Source organism: Phenylobacterium sp. (genome assembly GCF_036821595.1).
In the GTDB taxonomy this organism is placed as follows: Bacteria; Pseudomonadota; Alphaproteobacteria; order Caulobacterales; family Caulobacteraceae; genus Phenylobacterium.
This window is the reverse complement of the sequence record NZ_DAISJG010000021.1, coordinates 14556-30380: the sequence shown is the minus strand read 5'-3', so window position 1 is coordinate 30380 and position 15825 is coordinate 14556. Positions and strand designations below refer to the sequence as shown.

17 protein-coding genes and 1 pseudogene are annotated in these 15825 nt (G+C 71.8%); 11 read left to right on the top strand and 7 right to left on the bottom strand.

Annotated features, from left to right (window positions below):
* The first annotated feature begins 5 nt into the window (after positions 1-5).
* Genes V7Z97_RS11575 through V7Z97_RS11565 form a run of 3 tightly spaced genes read left to right on the top strand, consistent with a single transcriptional unit; the run spans position 6 to position 4674 of the window.
* Positions 6-1052 (top strand): efflux RND transporter periplasmic adaptor subunit, encoded by a 1047-nt coding sequence (locus V7Z97_RS11575; RefSeq protein ID WP_334163577.1) that lies wholly within the window; start codon positions 6-8, stop codon positions 1050-1052.
* Positions 1049-4300 (top strand): efflux RND transporter permease subunit, encoded by a 3252-nt coding sequence (locus tag V7Z97_RS11570; protein WP_334163576.1) that lies wholly within the window; start codon positions 1049-1051, stop codon positions 4298-4300. Before V7Z97_RS11575 ends, V7Z97_RS11570 begins: the two co-directional genes overlap by 4 nt.
* Before the next feature lie 47 nt (positions 4301-4347).
* Entirely contained in the window at positions 4348-4674 is a 327-nt protein-coding gene (locus tag V7Z97_RS11565; protein WP_334163575.1) for an ArsR/SmtB family transcription factor, read from the top strand.
* Here V7Z97_RS11565 and V7Z97_RS11560 read toward each other — a convergent pair.
* Both V7Z97_RS11560 and V7Z97_RS11555 read right to left on the bottom strand, forming a co-directional pair.
* Positions 4671-5036 (bottom strand): DUF1428 domain-containing protein, encoded by a 366-nt coding sequence (locus V7Z97_RS11560; RefSeq protein ID WP_442958028.1) that lies wholly within the window; start codon positions 5034-5036, stop codon positions 4671-4673. The genes V7Z97_RS11565 and V7Z97_RS11560 overlap by 4 nt on opposite strands.
* Positions 5037-5107: 71 nt before the next feature.
* Positions 5108-5530, bottom strand: coding sequence for a hypothetical protein (locus tag V7Z97_RS11555; protein ID WP_334163574.1), 423 nt, complete (start codon positions 5528-5530; stop codon positions 5108-5110).
* 182 nt (positions 5531-5712) lie between these two features.
* Here V7Z97_RS11555 and V7Z97_RS11550 point away from each other — a divergent pair, with 182 nt between their 5' ends.
* Positions 5713-6771, top strand: coding sequence for a hypothetical protein (locus V7Z97_RS11550; RefSeq protein WP_334163573.1), 1059 nt, complete (start codon positions 5713-5715; stop codon positions 6769-6771).
* Here the strand turns inward: V7Z97_RS11550 and V7Z97_RS11545 are convergent.
* Positions 6768-7517 carry a hypothetical protein gene (locus V7Z97_RS11545; protein WP_334163572.1) on the bottom strand — a complete coding sequence of 250 codons (750 nt, stop codon included), beginning with the start codon at positions 7515-7517 and terminating at the stop codon, positions 6768-6770. The genes V7Z97_RS11550 and V7Z97_RS11545 overlap by 4 nt on opposite strands.
* A gap of 318 nt (positions 7518-7835) precedes the next feature.
* Here V7Z97_RS11545 and V7Z97_RS11540 point away from each other — a divergent pair, with 318 nt between their 5' ends.
* From V7Z97_RS11540 to V7Z97_RS11510, 7 genes and pseudogenes are all read left to right on the top strand, one after another.
* Complete coding sequence (locus V7Z97_RS11540; protein ID WP_334163571.1) at positions 7836-9137, top strand: SLC13 family permease; 1302 nt, start codon at positions 7836-7838, stop codon at positions 9135-9137.
* Between the two features lie 41 nt (positions 9138-9178).
* Positions 9179-10069: a DMT family transporter gene (locus V7Z97_RS11535; protein WP_334163570.1), complete on the top strand. Its 891-nt coding sequence runs from the start codon at positions 9179-9181 to the stop codon at positions 10067-10069.
* Between the two features lie 105 nt (positions 10070-10174).
* Entirely contained in the window at positions 10175-10738 is a 564-nt protein-coding gene (locus V7Z97_RS11530) for a tetratricopeptide repeat protein (protein WP_334163569.1), read from the top strand.
* A gap of 50 nt (positions 10739-10788) precedes the next feature.
* The gene (locus V7Z97_RS11525; RefSeq protein WP_334163568.1) at positions 10789-11145 is read left to right on the top strand and encodes a hypothetical protein; all 357 of its coding nucleotides are present in this window, start codon (positions 10789-10791) and stop codon (positions 11143-11145) included.
* A gap of 66 nt (positions 11146-11211) precedes the next feature.
* On the top strand, positions 11212-12063 hold the full coding sequence (gene ypfJ / locus V7Z97_RS11520; RefSeq protein ID WP_334163567.1) for a KPN_02809 family neutral zinc metallopeptidase: 852 nt from the start codon (positions 11212-11214) through the stop codon (positions 12061-12063).
* 77 nt (positions 12064-12140) lie between these two features.
* Positions 12141-12440 (top strand): hypothetical protein, encoded by a 300-nt coding sequence (locus tag V7Z97_RS11515; RefSeq protein WP_334163566.1) that lies wholly within the window; start codon positions 12141-12143, stop codon positions 12438-12440.
* Positions 12441-12482: 42 nt separating this feature from the next.
* Positions 12483-12641, top strand: a pseudogene (locus V7Z97_RS11510) (neutral zinc metallopeptidase); the annotation flags it as partial.
* A 1-nt stretch (position 12642) separates the two neighbouring features.
* On the opposite strand, the gene V7Z97_RS11505 reads toward V7Z97_RS11510, so the two are convergent.
* The 4 genes from V7Z97_RS11505 to V7Z97_RS11490 form a co-directional block, all read right to left on the bottom strand.
* Positions 12643-13230: a hypothetical protein gene (locus tag V7Z97_RS11505; RefSeq protein ID WP_334163565.1), complete on the bottom strand. Its 588-nt coding sequence runs from the start codon at positions 13228-13230 to the stop codon at positions 12643-12645.
* A 70-nt stretch (positions 13231-13300) separates the two neighbouring features.
* The gene (locus tag V7Z97_RS11500) at positions 13301-13924 is read right to left on the bottom strand and encodes a hypothetical protein (RefSeq protein WP_334163564.1); all 624 of its coding nucleotides are present in this window, start codon (positions 13922-13924) and stop codon (positions 13301-13303) included.
* A 166-nt stretch (positions 13925-14090) separates the two neighbouring features.
* Positions 14091-14795, bottom strand: a complete 705-nt coding sequence (locus V7Z97_RS11495) for an aspartate/glutamate racemase family protein (protein WP_334163563.1) — start codon at positions 14793-14795, stop codon at positions 14091-14093.
* The gene (locus V7Z97_RS11490) at positions 14792-15808 is read right to left on the bottom strand and encodes a D-cysteine desulfhydrase (RefSeq protein ID WP_334163562.1); all 1017 of its coding nucleotides are present in this window, start codon (positions 15806-15808) and stop codon (positions 14792-14794) included. Before V7Z97_RS11490 ends, V7Z97_RS11495 begins: the two co-directional genes overlap by 4 nt.
* Between the last annotated feature and the right edge of the window lie 17 nt (positions 15809-15825).

Genomic DNA, 15825 nt, shown 5'->3' with positions numbered 1-15825 from the left:
CCGTCATGCGCGCCGCTGTGCCCAGTCTTCTCCTCGCCGCCGCGGTGGCGCTCGGCGCGTGCGGCGGAGAGTCCCCGCACGGCCAGGCGCCTGTCTCCGCCGCCAGCGGCGAGCGCCTGACGCTGGCGGAGCGGACAGTGGCCGACCTGAAGCCGGTCGCCGCCACCGTGACCACCAAGGACATGGGCGAGGCGCGCGCCCGCATCGGCGGCACGCTCACCCAGGTGCTGGTCAAGGAGGGCGACTACGTCCGCAAGGGGCAACTCGTGGCGCGGGTCTCGGACCAGCGGCTGACGCTGGAGACCCGCGCCTACGAGGCCCAGGCCGCCGCCGCCGCGGCCGAGGTCGCCCGGGCCGACGCCGACCTGGCGCGCGTCCGCACCCTCTACCAGAAGGGCATCTACGCGAAGGCGCGTCTCGAGCAGGCCGAGGCCGCGGCCAAGGCGGCGCGCGGACAGATGGACGCCTACCGGGCCCAGAGCGCCGCCAGCGCCGAGCTTTCCAACCAGGGCGCCGTGCTCGCGCCGTCGGCCGGCCGGGTGCTGCGCGCCGACGCGCCGGCCGGTTCGGTGGTCAGCGCGGGCCAATCGGTGGCCACCATCACCTCCGGCCGGCCGCTGCTGCGGCTGGAGATCCCGGAGGCCCAGGCCCGCGCCCTGCGGGTGGGAGACCGCATTCCCATCGTGGCGGAGGACCTGCCCGGCGTCGCGCCGGCTGGCGTGATCGATCAGGTCTATCCCGCCGTGACGGCCGGCCGCGTCCTCTCCGACATCACCGTCCCGGGCCTCGACACCGGCCTCGTCGGCCAGCGCGTGCGCGTCCGGGTGCAGGTGGGCCAGCGCCAGGCGCTGGTCGTGCCGCGCCGCTTCGTCTCCACGCGCTACGGGGTGGACTTCGTCCGCCTGATGGGCCGTGACGGGCGCGCCGTGGAGGTCGCCGTCCAGATCGCTCCGGGTCCCGCGCAGGACCAGGTGGAGGTGCTGTCCGGCCTGGCCGCCGGCGATGTCCTAGTCGGTCCGCAACGCACCCTGGCCCAGGGGCCGGCGCGATGAACCTCGGACTTTCCGGCCGCCTGACGCGGGCGACCATCGCCTCGCCGCTCACGCCGCTGTTCCTGCTGGCGGCCATCGCCATGGGCCTGCTGGCGCTGATCTCGATCCCCCGGGAGGAGGAGCCGCAGATCAGCGTGCCGATGGTCGACATCATGGTCCAGGCGCCGGGCCTGCGGGCGCAGGACGCGGCCGAACTGGTCGCCAAGCCGCTGGAGACCATCGTCAAGAGCGTGGACGCGGTGGAGCACGTCTATACCCAGGTCGAGGACGACCGGGTGCTGGTGACCGCCCGCTTCGATGTGGGCGAGGACCCCGACGACGCCGCCGTGCGCATCCACGAGAAGGTCCGCGCCAACTACGACAAGATCCCGGTGGGCATTCCGGAGCCGTCCATCGTCACCCGCGGCATCAACGACGTGCCGGCGGTGGTGCTCACGCTCAGCCCCAAGCCGGGCTACGCCGGCCGCTGGACCGACCAGGCGCTCTATGACCTGGCCGGCAAGCTGCGCACCGAGGTGGCGAAGGTCGAGGACGTGGGCCTGACCTTCATCGTCGGCGGCCGTCCGGACGAGATCCGCGTGGAGCCCGATCCCGAGCGGCTGGCGCTGCGGGGCGTGCCCCTGACCGCGGTCATCGAGGCCGTGCGCCAGGCCAACCGCAGCTTTCCCGCGGGTTCGATCCGCGAGGGCGGCGAGGCGGTGGACGTGGCCGCGGGGCGCACCCTGGCCTCGGCTCGCGACGTGGGCCTGCTCACCGTCGCCTCCGTGAACGGCGAGCCGGTCTATCTGCGAGACGTCGCCCACGTCGTCCAGGCGCCGCGGGAGGACCAGGCGCGGGTCTGGCGCTACGCGCGCGAGGGGGCGGCCTGGAGCCAGACCCCCGCGGTCAGCCTCGCCATCGCCAAACGGGAAGGGGCCAACGCGGTGGTGGTCGGCGAGCAGATCCTCGAGCGCGTGGAGAGCCTCGAAGGCGCGCTGATCCCCGACACCGTGGAGGTGGCGGTGACCCGCGACTACGGCGAGACGGCCAACGAGAAGGCCAACGAGCTGCTCTTCCACCTGGGCCTCGCCACGGCGTCGATCGTCATCCTGATCGGCTTCGCCATCGGCTGGCGCGAGGCGGCGGTGACCGCCTTCGTCATCCCCACGACCATCCTGCTGACCCTCTTCGCCTCGAACCTGATGGGCTACACCATCAACCGGGTGAGCCTGTTCGCCCTGATCTTCTCGATCGGCATCCTCGTCGACGACGCCATCGTCATGATCGAGAACATCGCCCGCCACTGGGCGATGAACGACGGGCGCAGTCGCCAGCAGGCGGCCATTGAGGCCGTCGCCGAGGTGGGTAACCCCACGGTGGTGGCGACGCTCACGGTCGTGGCGGCCCTCCTGCCCATGCTGTTCGTCTCCGGGCTGATGGGGCCGTACATGGCGCCGATCCCGGTGAACGCCTCGGCGGCCATGGTCTTCTCGTTCTTCGTGGCGGTGGTGATCGCGCCGTGGCTGATGATCCGCTTCGCCCGCAAGACCCTGGCCGCGAGCCACGAGCACGACGAAGGCCGCCTCGGACGCGCCTACCGGGGCCTGGCCGGCCGGGTGATCGCCACCCGCCGCAGCGCGACCCTGTTCCTGATCGGCGTTGGCGTGGCGACCCTGCTCGCGATGTCCATGTTCTACTTCAAGGGCGTGACGGTGAAGTTGCTGCCCTTCGACAACAAGTCGGAGCTGCAGGTCGTCGTCGACATGCCCGAGGGGACCAGCCTGGAGGCCACCCAGCGCACGCTGTCCGCCGCGGCCGGGATCGCCCAGCAGGTCCCGGAAGTGGTGTCGATGGAGGCCTACGCCGGGACCGCAGCGCCATTCAACTTCAACGGGCTGGTCCGTCACTACTTCCTGCGAACCCGCCCCGAGCAGGGCGACCTGGCGGTGGCGCTGTCCCACAAGTCCGAGCGGAAGCGGGCGAGCCACGCCGTGGCCCTGGATCTCCGCGAGCGCCTGGCGGCCCTGCCGCTGCCGAAGGGCGCGTCGGTCAAGGTGGTCGAGGCGCCGCCCGGGCCGCCGGTGATGGCGACCCTGCTGGCCGAGATCTACGGACCCGACCCGGAGACCCGCCGCGCGGTCGCCGCCGAGGTGAAGCAGCTCTTCAAGGGCGTGCCCTACATCGTCGACGTGGACGACAGCTGGGGCGAGCCCCGGCCGCGCCTGCGTCTGACGCCCAATCGCGAGCAGGTGGAGTTCTTCGGTCTGTCCGAGCGCGAGGTGTTCGACTCGATCGGCGCGGTGCTGGGCGGGTCCACGGTGGGCTATTCCCACCGCGGCGAGGGCCGCACGCCGCTGGAGATCGCGATCCGTCTGCCGCAGTCCGACCGCACCTGGAGCGAGCGCCTGGCCGTCACGCCGCTCGCCGTGGCCCAGACCGCCGAAGGTCGCCGACTGGTGGAGCTCGGCGAGGTCGTCGAGGCCAGCCGCGAGACCGGGTCCTATCCCATCTACCGGCGCGACGGCCGGGACGCGGAGATGGTCACCGCCGAGCTGGCCGGCCAGTACGAGGCGCCGATCTACGGCATGCTGGCGGTCGACAAGGCGATCGAGGCCCACGACTGGAAAGACCTGCCCAGGCCCGAGATCCGGCTCAACGGCCAGCCCGCCGACGAGAGCACGCCGACACTCCTGTGGGACGGCGAGTGGGAGATCACCTGGGTGACCTTCCGCGACATGGGCGCGGCTTTCGCCGTGGCCATCCTGGGCATCTATGTCCTGGTGGTCGCCCAGTTCAAAAGCTTCCGCCTGCCGCTGGTGATCTTGACCCCGATCCCGCTCACCCTGGTGGGCATTGTGATAGGCCACATGCTGTTCCGGGCGCCGTTCACCGCCACCTCGATGATCGGCTTCATCGCCCTGGCCGGCATCATCGTGCGCAACTCGATCCTGCTCGTCGACTTCATCCGCCACAGCCAGGGCGAGGGCCGGCCGCTGCGGGACGTGCTGCTGGAGGCCGGCGCCATCCGCTTCAAGCCCATCCTGCTGACCGCCCTGGCGGCGATGATCGGGGCGGCGGTGATCCTGTTCGACCCGATCTTCCAGGGGCTGGCGATCTCGCTGCTGTTCGGGCTGGCGTCCTCGACGGTGCTCACCGTGCTGGTCATCCCGGCCATCTACATCGTGCTGCGCGACGACGGCCGTCCGCCCACCGCGCGCGGCGGGACGGAAGCCGAGGCAGCACCGCCGCAGCTCCGGGCGGCGTCGTGAGCGTCGTGCGCCTTCCCGAGCGGGCAGGGGCCGGACATATTCCCCGCATGGACGCGACCGCCGAACCCACGCACTCCGAGCTGCTGGCGCTGGAGGCCAGCGCCAGCGCCGCGGCGCGGCTGATGAAGCTCTTGTCCAGCGAGCAGCGGCTGATCCTGCTGTGCCGGCTGATCGAGGGCGAATGCTCGGTGACCGAGCTGTCCCACTACGTGCGGCTGGCGCCGTCGGCGACCTCGCAGCACCTGGCGAAGCTGCGCGCCGCGGGTGTGGTGTCCACTCGGCGCGACGGCCAGACCATCTACTACCAGATCGCCGATCCGGCGGCGCTCAGGGTGATCGACACCCTGTGCGAAATCTATCCGCGCGCCGGCTAGAACTCCACCACGCTGCGGAAGCCGCCGTAGATCATCCGCTTGCCGTCGAACGGCATGTCGGCCGGCGGGGTCTTGATCCGCTCGTCCTGCATGACCTTGGCGTTGACCTCGTCGCGCTTCTCGCGGCTCTCGTAGGTGATCCAGGAAAAGACCACGACCTCGTCGTCCTTGGCCTGCACGGCCCGCGGAAAGGAGGTCAGCTCGCCGTAGGGCGTGTCGTCGCCGATACACTCCACATACGAGAGCGCCCCGTATTCCTTCCAGACCTCGGCGCCGAGCCGGGCCATCTTCCAGTAGTCGTCCAGCCGGTCCTTCGGCACCGCGAGCACGAAACCGTCCACATAGGGCATGGGAGCCTCCATCTGCCTGTCGTCCTGCCTAGGACGCGCGCGGGAGAGGCGATCCGACACCGCGGGCGGTGAAATGTGAAGGGTCAGGCGTCCGGGAACTGCAGGACGAGCCGCATCTGGCCGGCGGCCGGGGGGCTGAACGGAGCGGTCCGCGGCTTGGCCGGCGAGCCGGCGATCCGCCCCTCGATGCGGTAGGCGCCGGCCGGCAGCTTCAGGAGGAGCCAGGGGGCGTCGCAGCTGGCGCTCAGCACCTCGCGGCCGGCGCGGTCGCGGATCGTGACCTCCGACCCGACCAGGTACTCGTTGAGCGCGTTGGAGACCTCGACCCGCACGGGGTAGGCCAGCCACTTCGGGTCGAGCCGCGTCTGCCCGACGCCGGTGCAGGCGACGGGCACGCCGTTCACCTCGGTCTCCACGTCCACGGGAAGGGCGGCGGGCTGGGCGAACGCGGCGGGCGCGAGGACGAGCGCGGCGAGCGCGCCCAGGGCGGCGGGGCGAAGGGTCATGGAGGTCTCCGGTTCGCGGTCAGGGGACACCGCCGAACCCGCTCCCGCATTGATCACGCTCAAGCTTGCCGCGCCGCTCCGCCGCCCCGCGCAAAATGGCCTGCAGGGCTGACATCTGACGGCAAACTCGCGCCCGCAGTCTGAGGGAGATCCGGCGCGAGACCGGGTGGGAGGAAGAGACCATGACACTGAAGACAACCATCGCACTGGCGGCGCTGGCTGCCGGAGCCGCTGCGGCTGCGCCAGCCGCCGCCCGGGATGTGGGCGGGGTCGCCTGCACCAGCCCGCCGCCGGCCCGCTGCGTGGGCGAGGCCTGCGCCACGACCGGCGACCTCGCCAACCTCGGCAACGCCACGGACCCAAAGACCGGCCGCAAGTTCTTCCTCGACTACCCCTGCGACCTGAAGCCCGGGGAGAAGGTGGTCTTCATCCTCAACCTCCATGGGGCCGGCTCGGTCGGCAACTGGCAGCGCCACTACTTCCCGGTGGCCGACTACAAGGAGACATACCGGCTCGTCGTCGCCACGCCGACGGCCGCCACCATGGGGGCGATCACGGGGGGCCAGGGGCCGGGCGTGCGCCGCTGGGACGCGGCCGCCGACGACGAGCACCTGAAGAACGTCACCGACTTCGTGCTGGAGAGCTTCGGCCGGTCGAACATCCGGTCCTTCTGGCTCGCGGGCCACAGCCAGGGCGGCTTCACCTCCAGCCGGATCGTCTGTTCGGACTACTTCAGGGACAAGGTCGACGGCTGGCTCAGCCTATCGGGCGGACGGATCGGCCAGGCGCCCTTCGTGGCCGCCTTCGGGCCGCCGCAGGCGGACGGCTCACCGCCCGCGCCCCGGCCGCGCCCGCCGCTCAGCGGCGCAACACCGGCCTGCGACTTCTCCCACGTCTTCACGGTCGGCGAGCACGAGATCGAGACCCTGCCCGACACCTCGCCCTGGGCCGCGAAGTACGGATGCGCCGCCCGGGTGCGCCGGCCAGACATCGTCGACGACAAGCCCGGTTACGTCTGGGACTACCAGCGGGCGGGCTACAAGGTCTGGGGGACCAAGGCGCGGCCGGGCAAGGCCGAGGTCTTCGCCTATCCCGGCTGCCGCGACGGCCGCGTGGTCGCCGACGTGGTTCGCATCGACAAGGGCCACACCGAGGGCCTGGAGCCGAAGGTCACCGAGGAACTGGTCAAGCTGATCGTCTCGGCGCCGGGCGGCAAGCTGCAGCAGGTGTCAGCCGACTAGCGTCGCCACTCCCCGAGGACCTTGCCGCCGGCGGGGTCCTCGAAGGCGACGCGGTCGAACTCCACGGTGACCAGGCAGACCGGGCGACGGTCGGCGGTCTCGGCCCGGCAGCGCACGACGCGCCCGTCCGCGCCGGCGGCGATGCGGCCCTCCAGCACCAGATGGTAGACGTGCGGCCCCGTCGGCGGCTCGGACTTCTCGACCACCTGGTAGGGCCGCTCACCGCGCCGGAAGACCCGCGACCCGCCCTCCCGGAACACCTCCGCGAGGCCGAGCGTCTGGGCGGACGGCGAGGGGAGGGGCCGCGCGGCCGGAGCTGGGGCGGCCGCGGGTTCGGCCTTCGCCGCAGCCGGCCGGGGAGCCTGGGCCTTGGGAGGCAGCGCCTTGGCGGCCGGCGTCTGGTCCGGCGCGGGCTCGCCGGCAGGCGGCGGGACCGGCAGGGCCGGACAGCTCTCGCTCTCCAGCCAGGGCCGGGGGATCCAGAAGCCCTCCACCGCCTCGATCGCGGAGGCCTCGGGCAGGGAGCGGGCCAGCGGCGTGCCCGTCCAGGCCACGGTGCGGGCGGTGAGGGTGAGTGTCCCGCGCTCGGCGTCGTAGCGCCAACTCGCGGGCTCCGTGCCCGGCGAGACCCCGAGACAGCCGAAAGGCAGGCGCAGGCGGAATTGGCGGCCGGCCAGGGCGGCCTCGCTCGCCGGGCTTCCGCCCCCTGCTGCGTAGGCGGCTGTGGCCGCGCGGGCTGCGCCCACGAGATCACTGCGTCCGAGGGGCGGAGGCGGCGTCAGCGGGGTGGATGGCGGCGCCGGGACCGGTTCCGCAGGGGCAGGCGGCTCCGGCGGCGTCCGCCGTGGAGCGGCCAGCAGGACGGCGATCACGACGATCGCCAGGAGGCTCACGAAAACGCCAGCGACGATGGCGTTGCGGCGCGGGGTTCTCTGGTTATGTTCCGCCATGGCCCACAGGCTAGAGCATTTTCCGCCGAAGTGGCGGCCGGTCCGGCGTAGAAAATGCTCTGAGCCCAACAGCGCGCCTGCGCCGAGGGGGCTTCGGACCCTGGTGAGAGCGCGATGAGTTTCGAACAGCTCGCGGCGCTCGGGGTGCTGGCCGTCGTGGTCGGCGCGCTGATCTGGGGCCGTCTGCGGTCCGACGTGGTCGCTCTGGCCGGCGCGGCGGCGCTGCTCGCCCTGGGCGTGGTGCGGCCCGTGGAGGTGCAAGGCGCCTTCGCCAGCCCCGCCGTCATCGCGCTCGCCTCGCTGTTCGTGATCTCCTACGCCATGGAACTGACGGGCCTGCTCGGCCTGATCATCCGCGGCGCGGTGCGGCTCTGCGGGCGCTTCGGCCAGGCCGGCCTGTGGGCGGTGATCGCGCTCTCCGGCGCGGCCTCGGCCTTCCTGAACAACACGCCGATCGTGGTGCTGGGGGCCCCGGTGGTCCGCGACGTCGCCGAGTCCCTCAAGCTGTCGCCGCGCCGGTTCCTGATCCCGCTTTCCTACGTCACCATCCTCGGCGGCTCCTGCACCCTGATCGGAACCTCCACCAACCTGCTGGTCAACGACATGGCGCGCTCGGCGGGCCAGCCGACGTTCGGCATGTTCGAGATCACGAAGGTGGGGGTGATCGTGGCGGTGGCCGGCGGCCTCTACCTCTACCTGCTCGGCGGTCGCCTGCTCGAGCGCCCGGGGGGAGGGGAGCCCGTGCCCAACCCGATGGCCGATGACGGCGAGGCGGAGGGCGCCCTGGCCGAACCCAGCTTCTTCGCCGCGGATCGGCCGGTGCGGCCCCTGGGCGCGATCCTGTCGCTGGTCGTGTTCGTCGGGGTGGTGACCGCGGCCACCCTCGGCTTCGCGCCGATCGCCGCGTCCGCCTTCGCCGGCGCGGTGCTGCTCGTCCTCCTGCGGGTGATCAGCGCCGAGGAGGCGTACAAGGGCCTGCGCCCGGAGATCCTGCTGCTGATCGCGGGCATGGTGGTGGTCGGCCTGTCCCTGGAGCTCACGGGCCTGGCCGCCAGCGCCACCGGTGCGCTCGCCACCTGGGTGCAGGCGCTGGGGCCGCTCGCGGCGCTCGCGATCCTCTACCTGCTGACCTCGATCCTCACCGAGATCCTGTCCAACGCGGCGGTCGCGGTGCTGCTCACGCCCGTCGCCGTGGCGCTGGCCGAGAGCCTGGGCGTCAATCCGCGGCCGTTCCTCGTGGCGATCATGCTGGCGGCCAGTGCGTCCTTCGCCACGCCGTTCGGCTACCAGACCAACGTCCTCGTCTTTCAGATGGGCGGCTACCGGTACATGGACTTCGTGCGCATTGGCCTGCCGCTCAACATCCTGACCGCCGTCGTGGCGATCGCCGTCATTCCGGTGTTCTTCCCGTTCTGAGGCCGGTTGACCGGCGCGGCGACCCGCACCACACCGCGGGCGTGTCCTCGCCCGCAGCCCAGAACGTGATCCTCGGCATCGCCTACCGGGTGCTGGCGATGGCCTGCATGGCCTGCCTGTCCGCCCTGGTGAAGTGGACCGGCTCGCGCGGCATACCGGTCTTCGAGATCATCTTCTTCCGCAACGCCTTCGCCTTCCTGCCGCTCGGCCTCTACATCTGGCGCACGACGGGCTTCGAGGTGCTGAAGACGCAGCGCCCGCTGGGCCACCTCGTGCGCTCGGCGGTGGGGTTGACCGGCATGGTCTGCGGCTTCTCCGCCGTGCAGCACCTGCCGCTGACCGAAGCCACGGCCCTGCAGTTCGCCTCGCCCCTTTTCATGACCGCGCTGTCGGCCCTGATCCTGGCCGAGCCGGTGGGCCGCCACCGCTGGGGGGCGGTGCTCGTGGGGTTCGTGGGCGTGCTGATCATGGCCCGCCCGGCGCCCGGCCACTTCAACCTGCCGGGCGTGACCCTGGGCCTGCTGAGCGCGCTGGGCGCGGCGGGCGCCATGGTCGCCATCCGCCAGATCGCCAACACGGAGCGGGGCCCGACCATCGTCTTCTACTTCACCCTGGGCGGCACCGCCCTGGGGCTGGCAGGCAGCCTGATCTTCGGCTGGGTGACGCCCGACCCCACGACCCTCGGCCTGCTGGTGCTCGCGGGCCTGATCGGCGGCGTCGGCCAGCTGTTCCTCACCGAGGCCCTGCGGGTGGCGCCGGTCGGCGTGGTGGCGCCCTTCGACTACACCCAACTGGTCTGGGCGGCGGGTATCGGCCTCCTCATCTGGGGCGAGCTGCCGCGCGTCACCACCCTCGTCGGCGCGGTGATCGTGGCCGCCAGCGGGGTCTACATCCTGCACCGGGAGATGCGGCGGTTCCGCCGCGCCGACTGAAGGCGCGCCCACGTTGACTCCGCCCGCGGCGAGGAGGATTCTGCGGAAGAACGCCGGTACGCCGAGCCCTGCCCGCGCGGCGCCGGCCGTACGATGGAGCGGATCATGCGCAAGGCTCTGGCCGGGCTGGGTGTTCTAACGGCGGTGGCGGCGATCGCTTTCGCGGACGAGGCGTGGGCGGCGGTGACCGTGATCGGCGGCGGCCTGGCCGAGGCCTGCTCGAAGGCCGCGCTCGGCGGCGAGCGGGACATCCAGTTCGAGAAGCTCTGCACCGACGCCCTGGAGAACGAGCTCCTCAGCCCGCGCGACCGGGCGGGCACCTACGTCAACCGCGGGGTGATGAAGCTGCGCCGCTCAGGCTGGGACGGAGCGGTGAAGGACTTCGACACCGCCGTGCGGCTGCAGCCGGACCTGGGCGAGGCCTATGTGAACCGCGGGGCGGCGGCCATCGGCGCGCGGCGCTACGCCGAGAGCCTGCCCGACATCAACCGCGGCCTCGAACTCGGCGTGCAGGAGCCGGCCAAGGCCTATTACAACCGCGCGCTCGCCTACGAAGGGCTGGAGGACGCCAAGTCGGCCTATTTCGACTACCAGAAGGCCCTGGAGCTGAACCCCGAGTGGGAGCTGCCGCGCGAGCAGCTTGCGCGCTTCACCGTCAGCCGCCGCTAGCGGCGGAACGGGCGAGACCCCATCTTCCAGGGCCCGCAAGGAGGCCCGCCATGCGCGTCCTGATCCTCACCGCCGCCCTCGCCGCCGCAGCGCCGGCGTGGGCGCAGTCGCCGACGCCCTACACCGACCAGCTCCGCCTGGGCGAGATCCAGGCGCAGCAGGACCTGGCCCGCAACCGCATGGTGGCCCAGGAGAACGAGCTGATGGCGCTGGACGCGCGGCTGCGCACGGAACAGGCGCTGCGCGACATCCAGGTGCAGCGCAGCCTGCCGCCGCTGCCCACCCTGCCGGACGATCCGAAGCGCCCCCCGCCGGTGCTCGACGCCGCCCGCGTCGCCACCATTCCGGACGACCGGCTGGAGGCCTCCAACCAACGGGTGCGCGAGGCGTCGGAGACCCGTCGCTAGGCCGCGGGAGCGCAGTGGCCCTCCCGGCGTTATGGCCTCGGCTCAGGTAAGCGGCGGAGGCATTTCATGCGCTGGTCGGGCGGACGCGGCGGCGGGAACATCGAGGATCGGCGCGGCCTGGGGCCCGCCGGCGCCGTGGGCGGCCTGGGCGCCGGCGGGGTGATCCTGGCGCTGATCGGCTACTTCGTGTTCGGCATCGATCCCTCCACCACCATGAACGTGGTCGGCGGGGGCCAGCAGGTGGAGCAGCAAGCCGGCGTGCGCGGCACGCCCGCCGACGAGGCCGGCCGCTTCGTGGACGTGGTCGCCACCAATGTCGACGACGTCTGGACCCAGGTGTTCCGCCAGCAGGGCCGGCAGTACCAGCCGCCCGCCGCCGTCGTGATCTACGACCAGGCCACCGGCACCGGTTGCGGGATGGGCCAGTCGGCCATGGGCCCGTTCTACTGTCCGCCGGACCGCAAGGTGTACCTGGACCTGACCTTCTGGCAGGACCTGGAGACCCAGCTCGGCGCCCGCGGCGAGGCCGCGCGCGCCTATGTCATCGCCCACGAGATCGGTCACCACGTGCAGAACCTGACCGGGTCCATGGAGGACGCGCGGCGGATGGGCGCCCGGGGCGCCGAGAGCGGCGCCGTGCGACTGGAGCTTCAGGCCGACTGCTACGCCGGCGTCTGGGCGGCGCACGCCGCGGCCGTGTCGAACGGCCAAGTGGCGCTCGACCCGAAGGACATCGAGGATGGCCTGCGCGCCGCCGCCGCGGTCGGCGACGACACCCTGCAGCGCAAGAGCCAGGGCCGCGTCATGCCCGACGCCTTCACCCACGGCTCCGCCGAGCAGCGCATGCGCTGGTTCCGCGTCGGCGTGCAGTCGGGCGACCCGGCGGCGTGCGACACCTTCCGGGCCGCCCGGCTCTAGTTGCCGCGACCCGCGCCCCAGCCGTTGAGCGAAGGGCGCGTCTGCGCCATCATCGCGGCAGTCGAGAGGGGGCAACCATGATCAGATTTCCGCGCATGAGTGCGCCGGTGTTTGTTGCAGGTGTGGTCGTTGGCCTGGGCCTTGGCGCCACGGCGACCGCGGCCAGCCTGGTGTGGGACGGCGGTCCGGCATCCGCCTTTGTCATCGACAGCAAGTTACAGGTCGGAGTGAGGCCGAATAGTTCCGTATTCGTCTATTGCGTCACCCCGGCCGGCGACCCGCGACCGGATTTGCCACCGGCGGTCGGCGGGAACGGATTGTCAGTTTTCGCAGACGGTGCGCAAGCCGTCGTCACGCAGATGAGCTGCCCGCCCTGACGCGCTCTGCCGATCCGGCGTTCAAACCAGACCCAGCTCGGCGCGCGAGGCGACGACCCCCTGCGGCGCAAGGGCCAGGGCCGCGTCATGCCCGACGCCTTCACCCACGGCTCCGCGGAACAGCGCATGCGGTGGTTCCGCGTCGGCGTGCAGTCGGGCGACCCGGCGGCTTGCGACACCTTCCGGGCCGCCCGACTCTAGGTCAGGCGTTCGCCGAGACGTTCAGGGCCTCGGAGGCGGGCGCCGGGATGTCCTCGATCGTCCAGCACAGGTCGAGGCCGCCGGTGGCCGGGTCGACGTGGTCGCTGATGACCAGCGGATCGTAGACGTCCGGGTTCGAGCCGTCGTTCCGCGCGTGGCAGAGGTACCAGCCCGGATTGGCCAGCGACTGCAGGCGCGTGAAGACGCGCCCGTCGGGCCAGGTGAGCTGCTCGGCCAGCCACTCGCCCGCCTCGTCGGGCTCGTACCAGGAGCCCACGCCCCAGAGTTTGGGCGTCGTCTTCCCATTGATCCCGCAGAGGATCAGCGGCTGGTAGGCCCAGGTCATGAAGAAGTCGGCGCCGGCCGGCTGTCCCGAGCGCTGGGTGTCGATGGCCGTCAGCGTCCAGCGCGGCGGGCCGCCCGGCGTGATGGGGCTGAAGGTGTCGATCCGCCAGCGGCGCGAGAGCCCGGCATTGGTGGCGGTGGAGACCTGATAGTCGCTGCGGTCGGCATAGTAGCCGATGCGGCCGTCGTGGGACGGGAAGCGGTCGATCGGCAGCGCGCTCCTCAGCGCGGCGTAGCTGGTCATGCGGACTCTCCTTGTGAGGGCCGGCGCGCGGCCGGCGCATGAGGTCGGGGTGGCGGATCGGCGGCGCCGCTCAGGCGGGCGTCGCTTTCGCCAGGGCGGCCGCGGCAGGGGCCGAGGTGAACTCCATCGCCCAGTCGAGGTCGATGCCGCCGGTCTGGGGGTCCTCGGTGTTCTTCAGGGTGAGCGCCGACGTCACGATGGGTATGTCCGTGCCCGGAATGGGCCCGTTGTAGCGGTCATGGCAGAGGAACCAGCCCGGGTTCAGCCGCGACTGCAGCCGGACGACGTCCAGGGTCTTCGACGGATCGTCTGGATCGGGAATGGTGCGGTAGTCCGGCACCCAGTGGGCGTTCATCTCGTCGATGTCGAGGCCGATCGCGCCCAGCCGCACCGGCCCGCCCGGCGGGGCGGTGAGCAGCAGGGGCATGTAGGCCCAGGTCATGAAGAAGTCGCCGGGGCCCGGCGGCGGATCCGGCCGCTGGGTGTCCAGCGCCCAGAGGAGCCAGATCTCCTGCGACGTGGGATCGGAAGGATCGGCCCGGGTGATCTCGATCTGCCAGGTGCGGGAATAGGCCCCGTTTGCGGTCCAGACCTGGCCGTCGCTGCGGTCGGCGGCGTAGCCGATCCGGCCGTCGTGCAATACAGGGTTGTAGTAGTCATAACAGCTGCGCAGGGCGCCGATGTGGGTCGCCATGGGTCATGGTCTCCATATTGAGGCGCGCGAAGGCGCCGCCGCGGGAAGACGCTCACTGACTGGACTGACGCTGGACGCCGGAACCTTAGCACACTTCCGGCGCGCGATGATCTAGAAGGCGCGCGGAGGTTGCGTTGGTGACCTCGGTCACACCGGCGTGGGGGCGCTAGGCGCCGTGGTAGGCCGGCAGGGCTTCCCAGCCCAGGCAGACGGCGACGCAGCGGCGCGCGAGCAGGTCGCCGGGATCGACCATGTCCACGCGCAGGTCTTCCTGGGAGAGCACGAGCGGCACCTCGGTGCAGCCGGCGATGACGCACTCGGCTCCGGCCTTCACCAGGGCGTCCGCGTAGGCCTTCATCTCGCGGCGGACCTCGCGGCCGGTGTCGCCGCCCTTGATGCGGTAGAGGGTGGCCATAAAGGCCTCCTGCCGCTCGGCGTCGAGGGTGACCATGCCCATGGCCTGGGCGGCGAGATACTCGCGATAGAGCTTCAGGGCGCCCTTGGTGCCGAGCACCCCGGCCCGGGCGGCCCCCGTTTCGTGCGCCGCCCGCGCGCCGGTCTCGATCATGTCGATCAGCGGCAGGCCGGAGGCGCGCTGGATCAGGTCGGCGTGGGCGTGGGCGGTGTTGCAGGCGATGGCCAGCACGTCGGCGCCGGCGCCTCTCAGCGCCCCGGCCATCTCCGCCAGCACGGGCCCCGCCCCGGAGCCGGGCGTGTTGCGGTCGGGCACCTTGGGGTTGATGTCGACGATGACGCGGATGTGGTCCTGGTCCCGCTCGGCCGGGGTGTAGGCCTGGACCTTGGCCAGGAAGTCCAGCGTCGCCGCCGGACCCATCCCGCCCAGGACCCCCAGCGTCAGGGACTCGGTCACAGCCGCCCCTCCAGCACCGTCTGGTAGCCGAACAGACCCTGGGCGCCGCCGGTGTGCAGGAAGACCACTGTCTCCCCGTCGAAGGCGCCCTTCCGCGAGAGCGCGATCAGCCCCTTCATCGCCTTGCCGGTATAGACCGGGTCCAGGAGGATGGCGTCGGTCCGGGCGGCTAGCGCCAGGGCGTCGATCACCCCCTGGTCCACCAGGCCGTAGCCCTCACCGACGTACTCGCAGTCGGCGACCACCATCTCTCGGGTCACCCGCTCGCGGTAGCCCATGAGGTCGGCGGTGTCCTGGGCCAGGCGGAAGACGTTGGCCTCCTGCACGTCCTTCGGCGCGCGCACGCCGATGCCCAGGACCGGGATGTCCGCGCCCATCATGGCAAGGCCGGCGACGAGGCCGGCATGGGTGCCGGCGCTGCCGGTGGCGGTGACGATGCGGTCGATCTCCAGGCCCAGCTCATTGGCCTGCATCACCAGCTCCATGGCGCACTCTACATAGCCGAGCGCGCCGATGATGTTGGAGCCGCCGCCGGGGATGACGTAGGGCGTCCCGCCGCGCTCGGCGACCTCGGCGGCGACCTCGGCCATGGCCTGGTTCATGTCGGTCCCGGCCGGCACGGTGCGGAGCTTCGCGCCCAGCAGCTCGTCCAGCAGGACGTTGCCCGAGCGGTTGTAGTCGTGGGCGTCGGAGCCCGTCCGGTGCTCGAGGATCACCTCGCAGGCGAGGCCGAACTTCGCCGCGGCCGCTGCGGTCTGTCGGACATGGTTCGACTGCACCGCGCCCTGGGTCACCAGGGTATCGGCGTCGTTGGCGAGCGCGTCGCCCAGCAGGTACTCGAGCTTGCGGGTCTTGTTGCCGCCGCCGGCCAGACCCGTGCAGTCGTCCCGCTTGATCCAGAGCATGGGCCCGCCGCCCGGGGAGCCCGACAGGGCCTCGGTCAGCCGGGGCAGGGGCTCCAGCGGCGTGGGAAGGTGGGCGAAGCGGACGGGGTTGAAGCGGGCGAGGTGCATGCCCCCGCCCTAACCCC

What these genes read in the sequence shown, in the direction of transcription:
- V7Z97_RS11575 (WP_334163577.1), top strand. Translation starts at nt 6, where the DNA reads ATGCGCGCCGCTGTGCCCAGTCTTCTCCTCGCCGCCGCGGTGGCGCTC.
- V7Z97_RS11570 (WP_334163576.1), top strand. Translation starts at nt 1,049, where the DNA reads ATGAACCTCGGACTTTCCGGCCGCCTGACGCGGGCGACCATCGCCTCG.
- V7Z97_RS11565 (WP_334163575.1), top strand. Translation starts at nt 4,348, where the DNA reads ATGGACGCGACCGCCGAACCCACGCACTCCGAGCTGCTGGCGCTGGAG.
- V7Z97_RS11560 (WP_442958028.1), bottom strand. Translation starts at nt 5,036, where the DNA reads ATGGAGGCTCCCATGCCCTATGTGGACGGTTTCGTGCTCGCGGTGCCG.
- V7Z97_RS11555 (WP_334163574.1), bottom strand. Translation starts at nt 5,530, where the DNA reads ATGACCCTTCGCCCCGCCGCCCTGGGCGCGCTCGCCGCGCTCGTCCTC.
- V7Z97_RS11550 (WP_334163573.1), top strand. Translation starts at nt 5,713, where the DNA reads ATGACACTGAAGACAACCATCGCACTGGCGGCGCTGGCTGCCGGAGCC.
- V7Z97_RS11540 (WP_334163571.1), top strand. Translation starts at nt 7,836, where the DNA reads ATGAGTTTCGAACAGCTCGCGGCGCTCGGGGTGCTGGCCGTCGTGGTC.
- V7Z97_RS11530 (WP_334163569.1), top strand. Translation starts at nt 10,175, where the DNA reads ATGCGCAAGGCTCTGGCCGGGCTGGGTGTTCTAACGGCGGTGGCGGCG.
- V7Z97_RS11525 (WP_334163568.1), top strand. Translation starts at nt 10,789, where the DNA reads ATGCGCGTCCTGATCCTCACCGCCGCCCTCGCCGCCGCAGCGCCGGCG.
- ypfJ (WP_334163567.1), top strand. Translation starts at nt 11,212, where the DNA reads ATGCGCTGGTCGGGCGGACGCGGCGGCGGGAACATCGAGGATCGGCGC.
- V7Z97_RS11515 (WP_334163566.1), top strand. Translation starts at nt 12,141, where the DNA reads ATGATCAGATTTCCGCGCATGAGTGCGCCGGTGTTTGTTGCAGGTGTG.
- V7Z97_RS11505 (WP_334163565.1), bottom strand. Translation starts at nt 13,230, where the DNA reads ATGACCAGCTACGCCGCGCTGAGGAGCGCGCTGCCGATCGACCGCTTC.
- V7Z97_RS11500 (WP_334163564.1), bottom strand. Translation starts at nt 13,924, where the DNA reads ATGGCGACCCACATCGGCGCCCTGCGCAGCTGTTATGACTACTACAAC.
- V7Z97_RS11490 (WP_334163562.1), bottom strand. Translation starts at nt 15,808, where the DNA reads ATGCACCTCGCCCGCTTCAACCCCGTCCGCTTCGCCCACCTTCCCACG.